16 protein-coding genes and 1 riboswitch are annotated in these 18,177 nt (G+C 67.6%); of the genes, 6 read left to right on the top strand and 10 right to left on the bottom strand.

Annotation, left to right across the window (positions count from 1 at the left end; genetic code table 11):
- Nucleotides 1-2: 2 nt before the first annotated feature.
- Complete coding sequence (gene arfA, locus ABN028_RS01970) at nt 3-1,529, bottom strand: arabinosylfuranosidase ArfA (protein ID WP_349695387.1); 1,527 nt, start codon at nt 1,527-1,529, stop codon at nt 3-5.
- A gap of 127 nt (nt 1,530-1,656) precedes the next feature.
- On the opposite strand from arfA, the gene ABN028_RS01965 reads away from it, so the two are divergent.
- Nucleotides 1,657-2,193 carry an RBBP9/YdeN family alpha/beta hydrolase gene (locus tag ABN028_RS01965; protein ID WP_349693637.1) on the top strand — a complete coding sequence of 179 codons (537 nt, stop codon included), beginning with the start codon at nt 1,657-1,659 and terminating at the stop codon, nt 2,191-2,193.
- Here ABN028_RS01965 and ABN028_RS01960 read toward each other — a convergent pair.
- Nucleotides 2,183-3,367 (bottom strand): ROK family protein, encoded by a 1,185-nt coding sequence (locus ABN028_RS01960; protein ID WP_349695386.1) that lies wholly within the window; start codon nt 3,365-3,367, stop codon nt 2,183-2,185. The genes ABN028_RS01965 and ABN028_RS01960 overlap by 11 nt on opposite strands.
- A 109-nt stretch (nt 3,368-3,476) precedes the next feature.
- The gene (locus ABN028_RS01955) at nt 3,477-4,646 is read right to left on the bottom strand and encodes a substrate-binding domain-containing protein (protein WP_349328867.1); all 1,170 of its coding nucleotides are present in this window, start codon (nt 4,644-4,646) and stop codon (nt 3,477-3,479) included.
- Nucleotides 4,647-4,977: 331 nt separating this feature from the next.
- Between ABN028_RS01955 and ABN028_RS01950 the strand changes: the two genes are divergently transcribed.
- The 3 genes from ABN028_RS01950 to ABN028_RS01940 all read left to right on the top strand — a co-directional run bounded on the left by ABN028_RS01950 (nt 4,978) and on the right by ABN028_RS01940 (nt 8,942).
- A complete protein-coding gene (locus ABN028_RS01950; RefSeq protein ID WP_349695385.1) occupies nt 4,978-6,975 on the top strand; it encodes an ABC transporter substrate-binding protein in 1,998 nt (665 codons plus the stop codon).
- 77 nt (nt 6,976-7,052) lie between these two features.
- Entirely contained in the window at nt 7,053-8,285 is a 1,233-nt protein-coding gene (locus tag ABN028_RS01945) for an alginate lyase family protein (protein ID WP_349328869.1), read from the top strand.
- A gap of 96 nt (nt 8,286-8,381) precedes the next feature.
- On the top strand, nt 8,382-8,942 hold the full coding sequence (locus ABN028_RS01940) for a GNAT family N-acetyltransferase (protein WP_349695384.1): 561 nt from the start codon (nt 8,382-8,384) through the stop codon (nt 8,940-8,942).
- A 131-nt stretch (nt 8,943-9,073) separates the two neighbouring features.
- Here the strand turns inward: ABN028_RS01940 and ABN028_RS01935 are convergent, their stop codons facing one another.
- The 4 genes from ABN028_RS01935 to ABN028_RS01920 form a co-directional block, all read right to left on the bottom strand.
- Nucleotides 9,074-9,694 carry a dihydrofolate reductase family protein gene (locus ABN028_RS01935; RefSeq protein WP_349328871.1) on the bottom strand — a complete coding sequence of 207 codons (621 nt, stop codon included), beginning with the start codon at nt 9,692-9,694 and terminating at the stop codon, nt 9,074-9,076.
- Entirely contained in the window at nt 9,694-10,200 is a 507-nt protein-coding gene (locus tag ABN028_RS01930; protein ID WP_349695383.1) for an SRPBCC family protein, read from the bottom strand. The genes ABN028_RS01935 and ABN028_RS01930 overlap by 1 nt, the downstream gene beginning before the upstream one ends.
- Nucleotides 10,201-10,203: 3 nt before the next feature.
- The gene (locus ABN028_RS01925) at nt 10,204-10,560 is read right to left on the bottom strand and encodes an ArsR/SmtB family transcription factor (RefSeq protein ID WP_349328873.1); all 357 of its coding nucleotides are present in this window, start codon (nt 10,558-10,560) and stop codon (nt 10,204-10,206) included.
- A 141-nt stretch (nt 10,561-10,701) separates the two neighbouring features.
- The gene (locus tag ABN028_RS01920; protein WP_349695382.1) at nt 10,702-11,325 is read right to left on the bottom strand and encodes a GNAT family N-acetyltransferase; all 624 of its coding nucleotides are present in this window, start codon (nt 11,323-11,325) and stop codon (nt 10,702-10,704) included.
- Between the two features lie 7 nt (nt 11,326-11,332).
- A riboswitch (SAM riboswitch) is annotated at nt 11,333-11,421 on the bottom strand.
- A gap of 152 nt (nt 11,422-11,573) precedes the next feature.
- Between ABN028_RS01920 and ABN028_RS01915 the strand changes: the two genes are divergently transcribed.
- On the top strand, nt 11,574-12,188 hold the full coding sequence (locus ABN028_RS01915) for a dihydrofolate reductase family protein (protein ID WP_349695381.1): 615 nt from the start codon (nt 11,574-11,576) through the stop codon (nt 12,186-12,188).
- 42 nt (nt 12,189-12,230) lie between these two features.
- On the opposite strand, the gene ABN028_RS01910 is transcribed toward ABN028_RS01915, so the two are convergent.
- Nucleotides 12,231-13,352, bottom strand: coding sequence for a GntR family transcriptional regulator (locus ABN028_RS01910; protein ID WP_349328876.1), 1,122 nt, complete (start codon nt 13,350-13,352; stop codon nt 12,231-12,233).
- 352 nt (nt 13,353-13,704) lie between these two features.
- On the opposite strand from ABN028_RS01910, the gene ABN028_RS01905 reads away from it, so the two are divergent.
- Complete coding sequence (locus tag ABN028_RS01905; protein WP_349695380.1) at nt 13,705-14,901, top strand: glycoside hydrolase family 76 protein; 1,197 nt, start codon at nt 13,705-13,707, stop codon at nt 14,899-14,901.
- Between the two features lie 425 nt (nt 14,902-15,326).
- Here ABN028_RS01905 and ABN028_RS01900 read toward each other — a convergent pair whose 3' ends face one another.
- Together ABN028_RS01900 and ABN028_RS01895 are read right to left on the bottom strand one after the other, a co-directional pair.
- On the bottom strand, nt 15,327-16,739 hold the full coding sequence (locus ABN028_RS01900) for an HNH endonuclease signature motif containing protein (RefSeq protein WP_349328878.1): 1,413 nt from the start codon (nt 16,737-16,739) through the stop codon (nt 15,327-15,329).
- Between the two features lie 177 nt (nt 16,740-16,916).
- On the bottom strand, nt 16,917-17,987 hold the full coding sequence (locus ABN028_RS01895; protein ID WP_349695379.1) for an ROK family transcriptional regulator: 1,071 nt from the start codon (nt 17,985-17,987) through the stop codon (nt 16,917-16,919).
- Nucleotides 17,988-18,177: the final 190 nt, after the last annotated feature.

Below are 18,177 nucleotides of genomic sequence, written 5' to 3'. Positions count from 1 at the left end.
CGTCACACCACAGCTGCCTCCCGGGTCACGCCGCAGCGCAGGACGTTCCACGACACCGGCGCGAGGCTGGCCGTCACGGTGGAGCCGTCGACCGCCGTCGGCAGTGGGCGCGGTAGGACCCGGTCGGGTTCGTCCGGCGTGTTCCGTGCGCCGCCTTCGGCGTCGTACATCGTCAGGCTGTCGATCACCGAGACGTCGCCGAACGCACGGAGATCGAGCGTCAGGTCCAGCTCCGCATCGGTGGAGCGGTTGATGGCGAACACCGTCACGCTTGCGTCGTCGGCCCGCACCGCCACGGCGTCGAGCATAGGCACGTCACCCAGGCTCTCGACCGGCGTCGTCGGCGACTGTGCCACGACATCCAGGACGGTCCCGCGTCCCCACCGCGAGCCGTGGAGGTAGGGGTAGAAGATCGTCTCCCGCCAGGCGGGGCCGTCCGTCCGCGTCTTGATCGGCCCCAGCACGTTGACCAGCTGCGCGAGGCAGCCGATCCGGACCCGGTCCGCGTGGCGCAGCAGGCTCAGCATCATGCCACCGAAGGCCACCGCGTCGACCGCGTCGTAGGTGCCCTCGGCGATCGGTGGTGCGAACGGCCAGTCCTCCGGCTCCTCCTTGCCGGGACCTTCGTGGCGGGTGGGCGTCACGTTCCACTCGTCGAAGGCGAGGTGGATCCGCTTGCGGCTCCGCTTCTTCGCGCGTACGTGGTCGCAGGTCGCGATGACCGCCTCGATCTGCTCGTCGGTGTGGATGCCCGACGCGAGGTAGTCGTCCAGCCCGCGGGCGCGGGAGAGGTAGCGGTGCACCGAGATGTACTCCACATGGTCGTAGGTATGTTCCAGGACGACCCGGTCCCAGTCGGGAAAGGTCGCCACCGACGGCGCGGAACTCCCGCACGCGACCAGCTCGATGGAGCCGTCGACCCACTTCATCGTCTTGGCGGTCTCCTCGGCGAGTCGGGCGTACTCCTGCGCCGTCTTGTGCCCGATCTGCCAGGGACCGTCCATCTCGTTGCCGAGACACCAGGTGCGCACGCGGAACGGCTCCGGCGCGCCGTGTGTGACGCGAAGGTCCGACCACTGCGTACCCCGGGGATGGTTGGCGTACTCCACCAGCGTCCGCGCCGCGTCGACCCCCCGGGTGCCGAGGTTGACGGCGAGCATCATCTCCGTGCCCGCCGCCTGGCACCACTCGGCGAACTCGTGCAGGCCGAACGCGTTGGTCTCGGTCGACCGCCATGCCAGGTCAAGCCGCGACGGCCGGTCGTCCGTCGGGCCCACGCCGTCCTCCCAGCGGTAGCCCGACACGAAGTTCCCCCCGGGATAGCGGACGATCGGAACGTCCAGCTCCCGCACGAGGTCCAGTACGTCGCCGCGCAAGCCGTGGCTGTCTGCGCTCGGGTGGGACGGCTCGTAGATCCCGTCGTACACGCAGCGGCCCATGTGCTCGACGAACGACCCGAACAGCCGCGGATCCACCCTGCCCACGACATGGTGCGGGTCCACGAACAACTGCGCTGGGTGCTTCTCCACAACAATTCCCTCCAGTGCTGTCGTGACGACATCCGATCATGCCGCTGGTGTAAAGATGGGCAGCACCCGCCCGTGTACGCCGGCTATGGGGGTGCGGCGGACCCGACCGTCACGAAAGGACGATCCTGTGAGCCGCAAGGCGATCATCTTCCACGGAACAGGCGCCGACCCTGACGTCTGCTGGCTCCCGTGGCTACGCGGGCGGCTGACCGACCGCGGGTACGCCGTCGAGAGCCCGCACTACCCCGGCCTCAATGTAGAGCCCATCGCCACGTTCCTGCCGAAGGTGCTGGCCAACCACACCTTCGACGAGCACACCGTGCTCATCGGCCACTCCGGCGGCGCCGCGCTCCTCCTCGCGATCCTCGAGCACATCGATGCCACCGTGGCCCAGGCTGTTCTCGTCGCCGGGTACTCCACACCGCCGAATGCCAGCGACGAGCCTGTGCTGCAGGCCACCTACGACTGGGCCGCGATCAGGTCCCACGTCCGCGACCTGTACTTCATCAACTCCCGCCACGACCCCTACGGTTGCGACGACCGGCAGGGGCGCGCGATGTTCGAACGACTCGGCGGCACCCAGATCGTCCGCGACGACGGGCACTTCGGCGACCACGACCAGCCGTACGAGACCTTCGAACTCCTTGACAAGCTCATCGACTGAGCCGGGACGCGCCCACGGCGTCTCGGGTCCGGCCCCGCAGGAACGCATCGCGGGCAACCGCGGCGGCACCGAGCGCCCAGTCCTCGAACGAATGTGGCTGCAGGACCATCGTGCACTGAACCGCGGAACCATAGGCCTGATCCACGAACGCGGTCCGAACGTGCTCGGCGAACAGGTCGTACACCGCAAGCCCTTCGCCGCTGACGATGATGCGGTCCGGGCCGACCAGGTTGGCGACCGTCGCCAGCGCCCGACCGAGGGTGGCACCCGCGTCGGCGAACACCTTCGCGGCAGGTCCACCGGACCTCGCGAGTTCGGCGGCCTCGGCGATCGTGGACAAGGGAACACCCGTCGCCTGGCTGACCCTCCGGACGATCGCCGGATCGGCTGCCACCGCCTCGACGCATCCGTGACCACCGCAGTAGCACGGGGTGGCTGGGTCACCGAGTGGGATGTGGCCGAGCTCGCCCACGACTCCGTGAGCGCCGGACAGGACCCGCCCGTCCACGACGATCCCGCATCCGATCCCGGTCCCGATGGTGACGACGACCAGCACCGAGGCACCGACGCCCGCTCCCGTCGTACTCTCCGCCAACGTGAGCGCCCGTACGTCGTTCTCGACGACCGTGCTGATCCCGAGCGAGGCTTCGACGAGTTCGGCGAGCGGTACGTCGTGCCAGTCGAGGAAAGGCGAGAACCGCACGAGCCCGGTGTCGCGTTCGACCTCGCCTGAGACCGCGACGCAGGCCGCCGCCAGCTCGCCACCGGCATGGTCGCGCAGCTTCCGTACGGCGGCGGAGATCCTCGACACGACCGTCCGCACGCGAGGGGATCTGAGCGGCAGCCGGCCACTCGCGAGCGCCACACCCGAGAGGTTGGTGAGCGTGCCGACGACCTCGTCCCCGGTCACCTTGACTCCGGCGAACCACGCGGCTTCCGGCCGGACCCGGAGCTCACGGACTGGGCGCCCGACGCTGCCTCCGGCGGCGTCCCCCTCCTGCAGGAACCCGGCCGCGAGAAGAGGCCGGACGGACTTCGTCACCGAGGCCGCCGACAGGCCGGTACGCCGCGCGACGTCACCACGGGAAGACGGTCCGTGCGCAAGGATCGACGAGAACACGGTCCGGGAAGCCGGGTTGCGGCGCGGGAATGCCCCGTTCGGCGTACTTCCCATCGTTCCTCCTGCCGCCGTCTCTCGCTCGCCCGCCCGCGCCTGGCGTCGACACCGGCCCGGCGTCGACGCCGGGTTGACACCAAGTATCGGTCGGGCCGCGAGGCAGCCGTCAGGACAGGGGCTCCGGAAGCGGCGTCGTCCGGGGCGCGGCGGTCGACCTGCGCACGACGAGCTCCGGCTCGGCCACCACGTGCCGGACGGGGCCTGAGCCGGCACCCGCGACCAGCTCCATGAGCAGCTCCGCGGCCGCCTGACCGACCCATGCCTTCGGCGGCGACACGGCGGTCAGCGGTGGGTCCGCCATCTCCGCGATCTCGTTGTCGTACGCGATGACGGACAGGTCCTGCGGTATGCGCCACCCCCGCATCCGGGCATGGTGGAGGAGAGGGAGTGCGGTCTGGTCGCTGTGGACGAGCGCGGCGGTCGCTCCCGCTTCCTGAAGCTCGTCGAGGACGGAACGGATGGCATCGTTGGTCGGCCAGAGGTCGAGGTTCGCCTGTGGGCTGGTGGCGACGAGTGGCGAGAGCGCGCTGTCCAGACCGCATGCGACCACCGCATGCTGCCATCCGTTGATCACCCGGCTCTTCGTCTGCGAGGTCCCCTGGGTGACCAGTGCGACCCCGCGGTGGCCGAGGCGGGCAAGGTGGCGGACCGCGCGTTCGCAGCCGAGTTCATGGTCGGTACGCACAGAGCACAGCGCCGCGCCGCGATCGGCTGAGGTCACCGTACGCTCGACGAGAACGACAGGAACAGGCAGCTCGAACAACCAGTCGATGCGCTCAGCGTTCTCGTCTCCGAGCGCGACGCTCGGTGCGAGGAGCAGCCCGGTGCTCCCGGCGTCGAGCAACTGCTGGACGAGGACCCGATCCTGCTCGGGGTCATAGCCGGAGATCGCCAGCGCCCGCCGGACTGACCTGGCGTCAAGCACCCGACGCGCGCCGCCCACGACGATCGGGAAGTAGTAGTGACCACTGGGAACGACGATCCCGATGTGGGTGCCGGCGTCCTTGCCGTCGGCCGACTGGCCCTGGATCCCCGAAGCCCGCTGGTGATCCGGGTCCGCCGGGCCGAGGCTCTGCTCGGGCGGAGCGGACGTCGCTGGGCCGACGACACCACCGCCGTGGACCTTCTCGATCACGCCGCGCCCGGACAGGACAGCGAGGTCGCGGCGGATCGTCATGGAGGAGACCTGGAAGTCCGCGACGAGATCCGTGACGCGGACGAACCCGCGGGCCCGGACCAGATCCAGGATCTGTGACCGGCGTTCTTCAGCGTCCATGGGTCTCGCTTTCGGTCAGCGGTCGAAGCGCTGGCGGGTGTCGTTCTGCGGCCGTGGACCATTGTGTCGTTGATTGCGTTATCGAACATCATTGTTCGCATGACGAGACATTGCCCCGAGATTTCGCCTAGATCTCTTGACAATGTCCCGCCCTGGCACGACGGTGTGAGAACTCTCGAACAGTCTGGTGCTATTCGCACACAGACGTCGCAGATCCGTCGGCATCGAGACGCCCCCACCCGGGCGCCCGCCGAGGTGGCTAGCGAGGAAAGCGCTCTCCTCAGTGTCAGAAGAACACACCGCTCCACGCTCATCAGAAGGGTTGCGACGCATGAACGTCTCCCACCGGCTGTCCGACCGCAGGCCGGCCCGACGAGCAATGTCCGAGCGCGGGTTGTCGAGGCGCGACCTCCTACGCGTCGGCGGTGCCACCATTCTGGCGACCGCCTCGTCGACCGGTTGCGACCTCCTGTCGCGTGATCCGTCCGGGAGGAACGGTGGCCGGGGCGCCACCGGGGACACTCAGGCTCCAGATCTCGCCGCACTCGTCGAGGCCGGCAAGCTGCCTCCGCTGCGGGAACGCATGCCCGCCTCGCCCCTGGTCGTCGACGTGGTCGACCGCCCCGGCCGCTACGGCGGTACGTGGCACTCGGTTCTGCTCGGTCCCGCCGACGTGACCTGGCTGGACCGCACGGTCGGCTACGACCCGATGGTGCGCTGGACGCCGGACTTCAGGAAGGTCGTTCCGAACGTCGCCGAGTCGGTGGATGTCGAGAACGACGGCAAGGAATACACGTTCCACCTCAGGAAGAACCTGCTGTGGTCGGACGGAGAACCCTTCACAGCCGCGGACGTGCTCTACGTCGTCGAGGACGAGCTGCTCAACGAGGAGCTGAGTCCGGTCCCCCCGACCTGGTTGGCGCCCAACGGCGAGGCGCCGAAGGTCGACGCGCCGGACGACCTCTCCGTGCGGTTCGTGTTCTCCCAGCCACATGGGCTCTTCCTGGAGCATCTCGCGACGCCGAGAGCATCGCTGATCTCGCCGCGGCACCATCTCGAGAAGTTCCACAAGAAGTACAACAAGAATGTCGAGACTCTGGTGGAGGAGTCCAACGCCGCCGACTGGGTGGAGTTCTACGGCGGCAAGACCGAAGGTGCGGAGAATCCTGACCTTCCGACACTCAACGCGTGGGTGTACACGACCGCGCTCGGCACCGGCACCCGCATGGTCGCCAAACGCAATCCGTACTACTGGAAGACCGATCGCGACGGCCGGCAGCTCCCCTACCTCGACGAGGTCGTCTTCGACATCGTGAACGACGCCCAGGTGATCGTCCTCAAGGCCAGCAACGGCGAGCTGAACATGCACTGCCGGCACATCAACACCGTACGCAACAAGCCGGTGATCGCGCGCGGACGCGAGGCCAAGGGTTTCGACTTCTTCGACCTCCTCCCGGCCCTGATGAACGAGATGATGATCGGGCTGAACCTCGCCCACAAGGACAAGGCGCTGCGAGACGTCTTCCAGAACAAGGACTTCCGGATCGGCCTCTCCCACGCCATCAACCGGCCCGAGCTCATCACGGCCGTCCTCCAGCGCCAGGGTGTGCCCTGGCAGGGCGCGCCGCGCAAGGAGTCGGAGTTCTACGACGAGGAACTTGCCACGCAGTACACCGACTACGACGTCGACAAGGCCAACTCGCACCTGGACCGGGCAGGGTTCACCGAGCGGAACGCGCAGGGGATCCGGCTACGCCCCGACGGCGAACCGATCCGCTTCGCCGTAGAGATCCCGACACCGACGTTGAAGGACTTCTGGGTCGACGCCATGAACCTCGTCAAGGGCTACTGGGCCGAGGTCGGCGTCGACATCGCGGTCAAGGCGGAGGACCGCACGCTCTTCTACGAACGCAAGGAAGCCAACGAACACGATGCCGGCGTCTGGCAGGGTGACGGCGGACTGCAGGACGCCATCCTGGACCTGCGGTGGTACATGCCGTTCGACCATGAGTCGATCTTCGCCACGCCCTGGGCGCTGTGGTTCACCTCCGGCGGCCGCGAGGGCCGAGAGCCTCCGCCGGCCGCGAAGCGGCAGATGGAGCTCTACGGCGAGGTCCGGCGTACGACCGACAAGGGCGAACAGGCCAACCTCATGCGGCAGATCCTGCAGATCGCCAAGGAGGAGTTCTGGGCCATCGGCACCGTCCTGCCCACCAGTGGCTACGGAATCGTCGCGAACAACTTCCACAATGTGCCGAAGACGATGCCCGAGGCGTACCTCTACCCCACGCCAGGGCCGACCAGTCCGGAGCAGTACTTCATCGAATAGCAGCGCACCCCAGGTCCGCCCGTGCGGCGGACCCGACGATCCCTGAGTACCGGCGTACGGAAAAAGAGGAGTGGCGGATGCGGGCATCACGGAGACTGGCGGCGGTCGCCGCCCTGACATGTGCGGGAATGCTGACCTTCGGCGCTCCTTCCCACGGTGAGCCAACTCGGGCGGCAACCACGCCCGCGGGGGCCGACACCCAGCAGACAGCGGGTTCGGACTTTCGGCATCCTGGTGTCCTGGTGAGTGCAGGGCAGCTGGAGTTCGTTCGGCAGAAGGTGGCTTCGGGGGCCGAGCCGTGGGCGACGGCGTTCGCCGCCATGCGGTCGAGCGCGCTCGCCTCCCTCACGCGGGAGCCGAAGCCGTGGGTGGTCGTCGAGTGCGGGTCGAACTCGAATCCCAACCACGGTTGCACGGACGAGCGTGAAGATGCCCTCGCGGCCTACACGCACGCGCTCCTTTGGAACCTCACCGGCGAGGAAGCCCACGCCCGCAAGGCGACAGAGATCCTGGACGCCTGGTCGGCGACGCTGACCGGACACACCAACAGCAACGCACCGTTGCAGGCCGGGTGGTCGGGTGCGTCGTTCGCGCGGGCGGGTGAGCTGATGCGGCACACCTACGACGGCTGGCCGGCCGACCGGGTGGAACGCTTTGCCACGATGCTGCGCGAGGTTCACCTGCCGCAGGTGTTCGACCGCCGACCAGGACACAACGGCAACTGGGAACTCATCATGATGGACGCGGCCGTCGGAATATCGGTGTTCCTCGACGACCGCGAGTCCTTCGACCACGCGATCGGGATCTGGCAACGCCGGGTGCCCGCATACTTCTACCTCGAGTCCGACGGACCACTGCCCCATCCGCCACCGGACGGCGGGAAGGACACGCCGGAGGAGCTGATCGACTACTGGCACGGCCAGACGACGTTCGTCGACGGCCTCTCGCAGGAGACCTGCCGGAACTTCGGCTATGTGGGTTGGGGAATCGACGCGACGGCACACGTGGCGGAGACAGCCCGACTCCAGGGGCTCCAGCTCTACTCCGAAGTGGGCGAACGCGTCACCAAGGCGCTGGAGTTCCACGCGAAGTACGACCTCGGCGCCGATCCTCCGGACTGGCTGTGTGGTGGAACGAAGGAGCGCACCCTCGGCCCGACCCTGGAGGTGGCGTTCAACCACTACCACAACCGGTACGGCGTCAGGCTGAAGCGGACGGAACGACTTCTCGAGACGCCGGGCGTCAGGCCGACCGGGGCCAACTACTTCCTCGCCTGGGAAACCCTCACCCACGCGAACAATCCGTGGTGATCGCCGATCGCCCGACCGCCAGGAAACGCCCACCAGGACAAGTGCGGCCGCGGCCCTAGACTGATCTGCCTCAGATACAGCAGGAGGCGTGCCGGCGTGACGGCCATTTTCGACTTCTCGACATTTCCGCACCTTTCGACCGAGCGGACGGTGCTGCGGGAGTGGGAAGCTGCCGACGCTGCCGACCTGTTCGTCTGGCGCAGCGACCCCGAGGTGCAGAAGTACAACTCCGCGCCGATGCGGGACGTGACCGAAGCTGCCCACCTGATCGACGAGATTCGCCGGGACTACTCCGCGCAGAGGGGGATCTCCTGGGCGGTCACGCATCGCGGCGATGGTCGCGCCATCGGTCTCTTCGGATTCAACTCCTGGGAGAGATTCCATCGCCGCGCCGACATCGGTTATGACCTCCGGCGCGATTACTGGGGCCGCGGGATCGCGACTGAAGCCCTCGAGGCCATCCTCCGGTTCGGGTTCACCCGCATGGACCTCAACCGCGTCGAGGCGGAGACGATCGCCGACAACCACGAGTCGGTACGCCTGCTCAAGCGACTGGGATTTCAGCGAGAAGGCCTTCGGCGGGCGTACTCCCTGGAGGAGGACGGCACCTTTCACGACAGTGCGATCTACGGCCTTCTCGCACATGACTATCGCTGAGGCGGCGGGCGGGTTCGTGGACCAACCGTCAGTTGATCCCTGACGCGGCTCACGATTCGGGGCCCGCGTGGGTGTTCCTTCGCGTCCGCCGTCCGCCGTGTGTCGTCCGCCGTGTGTCGTCCGCCGTGCGCCTACCGCTGCCGGACGGCGTAGGTCAGGTGCGTCACCCTCGGGGAGGGCTCCGCGCGGATCGGCTCCAGGGCCACGCGGCCCGCGTCCACGCCCTCGAACAGGCGGATTCCGGAGCCGAACAGCACGGGCGACAGCGCGATCGAGAACTCGTCGATCAGGCCGGCGTTCACGTACTCCAGGATCGTCGCGCCGCCGCCCGCGATGCGGACATCTCGGTCGCCGGCGGCCTCGCGGGCCTGGTCGAGGGCGGCCTCGATGCCGTCGTTGACGAACTGGAAGGTGGTCCCGCCCGGCCGCTCCCAGGGGTCACGCTTCTCGTGCGTCACGACGAACACCGGGGTGTGGAACGGCGCCTCCTCCGGCCACATCTGCTCGCCGGCGTCGAACATGCGCTTGCCCATGACGCTCGCGCCGGTGCGCAGATACGTCTCCCGCACGATCTCGTTGTCGCGCCCTTCCTCGCCGCCCCCGCCGAGCTTCAGGTTCTCCCGGAAGAACCGCAGTGGGAAGACCCACCGCTGCAGTTCCACCCACTGCTGCCCCATCAAGTCCCCGAGGGACTCGGGCGCGATGAAACCGTCCAGCGACATCGACACGCTGAAGAACACCTTCCCGGCCATCAGTCCTCCGCTCCCAACCGAGTGATCTCGGTGACGTAGGCCGCCAGCTTGCTCAGGGTCTGCTGGCCGGCTTCGATCGCGTGGTACTTCTCGACCGCCTCGTCGCGCAGTTCTTTGGTGGGGAACACCGTGCGCATCTCGATCCGGGTCGCCGCACCGTCGGGCTCGAACGTCAGGACCGACTCGAAGGCGTTCGGGTCGCCGCGGGACTCACCGTGCAGCAGCGCGATCCGTTCCGGCGGGGCGATCTCGGTCCAGGAGATCCACTCGGTGTAGTCCGTCCCGTCCGGCCCGTGCATCACGAAGTCCCACTCCCCGCCGACGCCGAACTCGAACGACCGCGTGGTCGTGGTGAACCCCTCCGGCCCCCACCACCGCGACAGGTGCCGCACCTCGGTGAACGCCTCGAACACCAGCTCCCGCGGGGCGTCGATGACCCGGGAGATCACGATCTCCCGGTCAGCCGTCGCGGACTGCGCCGGCCCTCCTCGTCCCGTCGCGCTCATCAGCTACTCCTCCTGCCCTGCCTGCTCTAGACGGGCCTGCTTCAGGTCCTGCACGTACGCGTCCAGCCGGTCGAAGCTCTCGCTCCAGAAGCGCTCGAACCCACCGGTCCACTCGTGGACCGGTCGCAGCCCGCGGGCGTCAAGGCCGTACAGGCGCTGCTTGCCTGCCTTGCGGTCCCGCACCAGCCCGACCTCCCGGAGCACCCGCAGGTGTTTGGACGCGCGCGGCTGGGTCATCCCCAACTCCCGGGCCAACTCGGTCACCGGCCGCTCACCCGCCCGCAGCAGCACCAGGATCTCCCGGCGCCGCGGCTCGGCGATCGCGTTGAAGACGTCCGACGTCGTCGCGGCTCGTGCCATGTCCGCCATCATATGCCCATATCGGCATGCGTCAAGTCGTGAGGAATCAGGCGGCAGCGAGATCCAGCGTGTATCCGGGAAATCCCTCGCAGAGAGGGGTCACGCCGTACTCCGCATAGACGTCGAGGCTCGCCTCAGGCCCTATCGAATGCTCAGGCCCTCGATCCGCGCGCCGAGTGCCGACTTGACGGACGGCCATTCGGTCGCGACGACAGAGAACATGGCCGAGTCGCGCAACGCCCCCGCCTCCCCAGGCGCCCACGAGGCCGACCAACTGCGCAACACCCCCTCGAAGCGCGCCCCGAGGCCGTCGATCGCCCGGCGCGAACGTTCGTTGCGGGCGTCCGTCTTGAGGTCGACACGGGCCACCCCCAACGTCTCGAACGCATACGTGAAGAGCAGCAGCTTTGCCTCGGCATTGATCCCCGTGCCCTGCGCCGACGCCGCAAGCCAGGTCCAGCCGATTTCGATGGCGCGCAGGTCCTGCCGGTCCGGCCACGTTCGCGGGTTCCAGAGGGCTGTGCAACCCACGGCCATACCGTCCCGCTGCCGGACCTGCGCGAAGGGCGTGAGTCCCTCGCTCCTGCGAGCGAACTGGGTCGCCAGGTACTCCTTCACCCCGGCGGCACGGGGAACCACGGTGAAGCCGTAGGTGCGGCGATCTTCCTCCGCGGCCCGCGCCAGATCCGACGCGTGAGCCATCGCCAGTGGCTCCAGCCGAACGAACGATCCATGGAGTACGGGCACATCGAGCCATGCGCTCATGAGTGCCTCCTCATCGTTCCTGGCATTGGCACCTTGCCGTAGGGCAGGTTGCCGGACCGTCATTGGGCCAGGTCCCTCGGATCCTCTGGATGAACCTCGGTGAGGGGATCATGCCTCGGCGTAGGACGGCGGTCAACGTCGGCCGCCACCGAACCGGCGAACTGCCGCGAACACCGATGAATCCGCGCCACGATCGTGGTCTGCACCTGCGTCACCCGCGGAATCGGCGGTTCGGCAAACGAATGAGGATGACTGAGGAGGTCCCGATCATGGGCAAAGTGATCGTGGGGGCCACGGTGTCCGTTGACGGGTTCATCGCGGACGAGAACGACAATGTGGGCCCACTGTTCGAGTGGTACGGAAACGGCGACGTGGCGACAACCATGGGAGATCCGGACCGGGTTTTCCATGTGAGCGCCGCCAGCGCCGAGTACATTCGTTCGACCTCGGGCAATGTTCGCGCGGCGGTGATCGGTCGGCACCTGTTCGACATCACGAACGGATGGCACGGCGTACCCGCGGCAGGCGATCACGTCTTCGTGGTGACTCACCAGCCGCCCACCAACTGGGGGTTCCCCGACGCGCCGTTCACGTTCGTCACCGATGGTGTGCCCAGCGCCATCGCGCAGGCACAGGCCTACGCCGGCGACGGCGACGTGTCGGTGACCTCGGGCGACATCGGGCGCCAGGCTCTCGAGGCCGGTCTGGTCGACGAGGTCCACCTCAGCGTGGCACCGGTCATTCTCGGCAGTGGGAAGCGCTTCTTCGGATCCTCCTCCCTGCCCCAACAACTGCTGGAGAACCCGCGGACCATCGAGGGGGATCGCGCCCTGCACCTCATCTACGCCGTCCGCCCGTCCTGACAGGCCGACGAACGCCTGCTGTCGCGGGGTTCTTCCCAGCCTTCACCTGGTCGGATCGACAAGGGTGAACGGTACGACCGACCTGAGCGGCACGTCGTCGCCGCCCAGCTGGGCGTGGAGAAGGTCGACGGCGCGGCGGCCCATCTCCTGCTGGTCCTGCTTGATGTAGACGAAGGTGCCGGCATCAGTCGGCGATTCCAGTGAGTCGAAGCAGGCGATCATCCGACGGTCGGGATCCCATTCACCCGCGTGCTCGAGAACCTGTCGCAGCAGGACGGCGATGTTGTACTCGCAGGCCACGAAGCCGGTGATGCCTGGTTCGCGTTTGAGGAAAGCGCGCAGAGCCTCGCGGTCGGCGCTCGCCACGTCCGCTGACCGCGACCCCGGCAGTGTGCTGTGGAATTCGGTGAAACAGCGTTCGGCGTCTGGTGGATGTCCGCGCTCACGCAGGACGTCACGGTATCCCTGCATCCGTTCCTCGATGCTGGAGGTGTTCTCGACCGGTGGGGACAGGAAGGCGACCTGCTCGTGTCCCTGGTCGAGCACGCGAGAGGTGAGGGCACGAGCCGCGGCTGCGTTGTCGGTGAAGACCGAGCATGCCGGGATCCCACGAAGGTACCGGTCGACCAGGACGAGCGGAGAGCGGTCGAGCACGAGCCGCACCAGGCTTGCGTTGTAGAACTCCCCGTGGACAGGGAAGACGATCAGTCCGTCCGCGACACCACCGACGAGGGCATCGATCGCCTGCTCCTCGACCTGCTGACTGTCCCGGGTCCGCCGGACGACCAGGTGGTAGCCGAGTTCTGCGCACCGCTCCTCGATCGCACAGAGGAGTTCCAGCCCGTACGCCTCAGAGGCGTCGGGAAGCACCAGGGCGAGGCAGCCGGTGCTCGGTGGCCGCTCACGTGGTCGAGCACCAGCGTGACGTACGGCGTCGATGCGGCCGACGTCATCGGTCACGAACGACCCCATGCCGCGCCTGCGGTCGACCACACCGGCTTCGGCGAGCATGCGAAGCGCCCGCTTGGAGGTGATGCGGCTGACGCCGAACTGCTCCGCCAGCTCCTTCTCGGACGGGACCCGCTCCCCTGGCTTGAGAGTCTCGGTGCGGATCTGGTGGAGGACGTAGTCGTAGACCCGCTCGTAGAGGAATGGATCGGGCACGCGTCCTCCCGAGGGGCGGCTGGGCAGATCTATACCATCTTGCGACCATGTGCATACTATCCTGCGACCACCGCACCGTGAACGTCTCGCATGGCCAACCCTTCCAAGCGTCACAGCAGTCCTGGCTGTCTAGCCCGCGCCATCGCGCGACCACACCGCGCACCGCGCAGTCGCCCGGAAACGGACATGTCATCTCATTGACATGTTGATATATCGAGAGCACCTTGGGTCTCGGTTGCCCTGTGAGTGATGGCGTTCCGGGTGCCTGAGCTCGGAACGCCATCACGCAGGACAGGCGCCAACGTGTCGACCGAGCGGCTCACGGGGACCGCCGAATCACCGGGAGGACCTCGTGAAGCATCACTTTTCAGGGCCGTCACGCCGTGCCGTGCTGGTCGGCGGTCTCGCGGCCACCGCAGGGTGGGGACTCGCAACGACGGCATCGACCGCACACGCGGCGCAGGTGCCGTCGCAGGCGTTGACGAAGTACGCGCGACGCGCCAGGGAAAGCTACGCCGCGCTGCAACGCTACTTCTACGACTCGCAGACGTCGTTCTACCTCGAGGAGTACCCCCACACGGGCGGCAACCCGTGGTCGTACGTCTGGCCGTTCTCGCAGGCGATGATCGCGACCCAGGACATGGCCGGACTGCCGGAGATCGGCAAGCGCTACACCGACGACGTAGCTGACCGCTACACGGCTCTCGAGGCCTACTGGAACGCCGAGACCGACCCGCCTGGGTACGACTCCTACCTGCGACCGCCGGCCGGGCATGGCGGGGACAAGTTCTACGACGACAACGAGTGGAATGCCCTGGGGTTCATCCAGCGCCACTACATGACCTCTGGCGGAGACGCCGCCGCGCTGCGCCGGGCCGCCGAGATCTTCGACCTCGTGGTGTTCGGCTGGGACACGGACCCGAGCCATCCCTGCCCGGGTGGCGTCTTCTGGACACAGGCCCCCTGGAGCAACGACCGCAACACCGTCTCGAACGCGCCGGGTGCCGAGGTCGGACTCCACCTCTACCTCGCGACGAAGGACGACCACTACCTCGACTGGTCGATCCGGATGTACGAATGGGTGCGGACGTACATGCTCGCGCCGAACGGCCTCTACTGGGACCACGTCGACCTCGCCGGGAACATCGAGAAGACGCAGTGGTCGTACAACCAGGGCACGATGATCGGCGCCGGCGTCCTTCTCCATCGCGCGACGGGCGAGCAGAAGTATCTCGACCACGCACGCGACACCGCGGCCAAGGCGCTCGCCTTCCTCGCCGAGAACGAGCGCTACTTCGACCAGCCGGCGAGGTTCCACGCGATCCTCTTCGCCAACCTGCTGCAGCTGGCGGCGGTCGAGACGCACCCTTCGTACCGCAAGGCGATGGAGTGGTACGCCGACCAGTCGTACGCACGGTTCCGCGACCACACGACCGGCCTGTACCGCTTCACCGGCGACAACCCCGTGACGCTGCTGGAGCAGTCCGGCATGATCCGCATCGAGGCCATGCTCGGGTGGCACCCGTCGAGGTACGCCAGGCTCACCTGACCCGGTCGCGTTGCTCACAGGCGCGACTGGGAACAGTTCCGCGTTCGTGGGTTTCGGCGCTGAGCGGGGCCTGACTCCGGGCTCGACAGAGCCCGCTGCAACGTGGCGAGAGAGGCGCGTTCCAACCGGGGCGGAAAGCCTGGTGCGGTTTGAGTCTGGTCCTTCTCTGCCGTACGTGGGCGTCCGCATGGGTTTGAGCGTCGCTTCGACCGGAGGTGTGTGACGACAAGTGGTATCCGGTCGGGACCACCGTGAATGTCAGCTACCTGCCAGCCGACCCCGCCCACATCCGCATCGTCGGGGACTCGGCCGCCCGGCTGGGTCGGGGTCTTGCCATCGGCGGCGACGCGGTGTTCTTCCTGATCGGTGGGGATCGTGTCCGCGGCGTTCCTGATCGGATGACAGTGCTGATCAGGCGGTGCCGGTCATTCGCCAGGTGGCGGCTCGGGTTGGATGGCGTAGGTGTGGCCAAGCGGGCTTTGTGCGGTGAGCTCGCCGGGACTGTTCTGGGTCCAGAACCAGCCGGCTTCGTGTTTGGCCCTGTGGTGTCGTCGGCATAGCGGGGCGAGGTTGCAGGCGCACGATGGTCCACCTAACCGGTGTTCGACGACGTGATCGAGGTCGCAGGAATCGGCAGGTCTGGAACACCCAGGATGAGCGCAGACCCGATGCCTCGCCTGAATGAATCTGCGCTGGGTAGCGGTGGGTCTATATCGGCGGCTGCTGGCCTGGTGGTAGACAACCTTCCCGCCGACGGTGACCGTGCGGCAGTACTCGAACCCGCCCGCGGCGGCGTTCTTGATGTCACCGATCACCTGGGGTGTGACCGCACCCAACCCGGCAAGCTCACCCGCCTTGTCACCAAGACCCAGCCACGTTTCCAGATCCGCGACCAGCTCCACCTTCGCCACCAGGGCTTCGTCACCGGTCTCGACGCACTCGCCGCCGTCACCCGGGTCGTCCCAGCTGTTCTCGGCGTCAGCGCGGGTGGCAGAAGCTGACTCCCCGACATCGACAGCAGCCTCGACATCGGCAGCAGCGTCGGCGTGTGGTGGGGTGGGTTGGCGGCCGCGGAGCAGGTCCAGCAACACGTCGGCTTCGATCTGCGCCAAGGTCCGCCCATCACCGGCGGTCTTGATCCGCTTCGCCGTGGTCTTGATGAACACCTGTGCCGCAGCCGTACCGGCAAGCGGTAGGTCCAGGCCGTAGATACTGCCGGTCCCATCCACACCCGCACCGAACCGGACCCGCCTGCCCTGCTGCGCCTCCCTACGCCGCTCCTCGGCACCGTCGGGGTCGAGTTCGAGCACCTTGCGCCGCAACCGGCGCACCAGCTGCGCCCGCGTCAACCCGATCCCCGCGGCGTCATCGGCGGCCAGAATGAAATCCTCCGCCTGTGCGGCAAGCTCGGGTGCCAGGCAGCAGGTTTCCTCGGAGATCGCCTGTGCCTTGGCCAGGCTGATCCGACCAGTGGTGAGCGCAGCGTGGGTGGCGGGCAGTCGTTCGGTCAACTCGAACGCGAACGACAACTCACGATCCGCGCACCGCGGCGACAACCCAATGGCCGCACCCACCTCCGCCGAGGCGAACTCGCCAAAACACCGGTTCAACTCCGGCGGCGAATCAGGTGTGCACGCAGGTGACCGCGCCACATGCGCCATCGACTCATAGAACCGCGCCGCCACCCACGACGCCTGCCGTTCCCACGCCTGCAAGACAATCACCCGGGCGTGGCCGTTCACCGCGGCGGTGTCGATCCCCGCCAACACCGCACCAAGCTCAGTACCCGGCGCAGCCGAAGCCAGCACCGAGAAGTCCACACCCCCGTGGTCGAACATACGGCCGATTCTACCAGTACATGATCACTGCCGCATCTCTCGAACTCCTTATATGCAAGTAATATCTGCCCAGTTCGAGCCGTCGTCACAACGGGACCTACGGACCCCGCCACAGCTGGCGCTCATCTCCCCTCTACGACCGAGCCGGCTGACGCGCCGACCCTTGCCCGCGTGCTCTCAGGCGTTCTGGAACAGCAGTTCTCGGGCGTGGTCGAGCGCGCGGTGGACGGCACCGGCAAGCGGGGCCTGGCCGGCCACCGCAGGACGTTCGATACGTACCGGCGTCGGCGTGTAACCGGCGACGGCTGCGCGGACGGGCCCGATCAGGCCGGGATGGCTGCCGATCGGTCCGCCGAGGAGGACGAGCTCCGGATTGACCACCGCACAGATGACCGCGACGACCCGGGCAACCGCATCGTGTACCCGACCCGCATCCTTGGTGCCGGCGTCGAGGGTGGCCAGAATCCGGTCGACGTCGAGCGTTGTTGCCGGACGTTGCGTGAAGCCGAGCCGGTCGAACACACCGACGAGGGTCTGCCCGGACGGGCTGATGTCGGGCAGGTAGCCGATCTCACCGGCGAGACCGTTCGCGCCGCGGACCAGGTTGTCGCCGACGTACAGGCTCATGCCGAGACCGGCCCCGAGATAGACGTACGCAACACTCTCGGCCGCACCGGCGTCGCCGTCCCGACGCTCGGCCAGGACCGCCAGGTTGACGTCGTTGCCGACAAGGAGGGGCGCGTCCGTCAGCTTGTCGAACACCTGACGCGGGTCGAGCAGGCCTTCCGGGAACGGCGACCCCGAGAGGGCGATGATCTCGTGATTCGCGGGGTCGACCGGATTGGCGACGGACATGGCGATCGCGCGGAGCGGCCCGGGTGTGGCAAGAGCGTCCTTGGTGGCCTTGCGGAGGCGCCGGACGAGGCCGCGGACGTCACCGCCCGGCACCGGGGAGTAACTGCGGTCGGCGATCGTGCCTCCCGCAAGGTCCGCGCACCGGGCCAGGACGCCTTCCTGGCTGACCTGCAGGCCGAGAACCCATCCCGCGGTAGGCGACAGCTCGTAATAGGTCGCGACCCGGCCCGGCCGGCCGGTCTGCACGCCGGTCTCCTCCAGGAGATCCGCTGCCTCCAGACGGCGTACGGACTCAGAGATCGTCGGCTTCGAGATGCCGGTGAGCCGGGAAAGCTCGACGCGGGTGACCCGTCCGCCGGTGAACACGTGGTCCATGACAGTGCGGTCTGTCACCTGGCGCAGCATCGCCAGGCGGGGCAGATCGCGCTCTCCTCGCCGCCCTGGCGTCGGTGGGCTCGTCATCTCACCTCTTGCGGGAGCCGATCCGTCACGGTTAACCTCAGCAGAGTTAGTAAGCCAACCTTACCAACCTCACCAACTCGGCAAGACCAACTCGGCAAGACCAACTCGGCAAGGAGGTGGG

It is taken from the genome of Actinopolymorpha sp. B17G11 (assembly GCF_040196095.1).
Classification (GTDB): domain Bacteria; phylum Actinomycetota; class Actinomycetes; order Propionibacteriales; family Actinopolymorphaceae; genus Thermasporomyces.
Note: the sequence above shows the minus strand (reverse complement) of the source record. Positions and strands in the feature narration are given on the sequence as shown.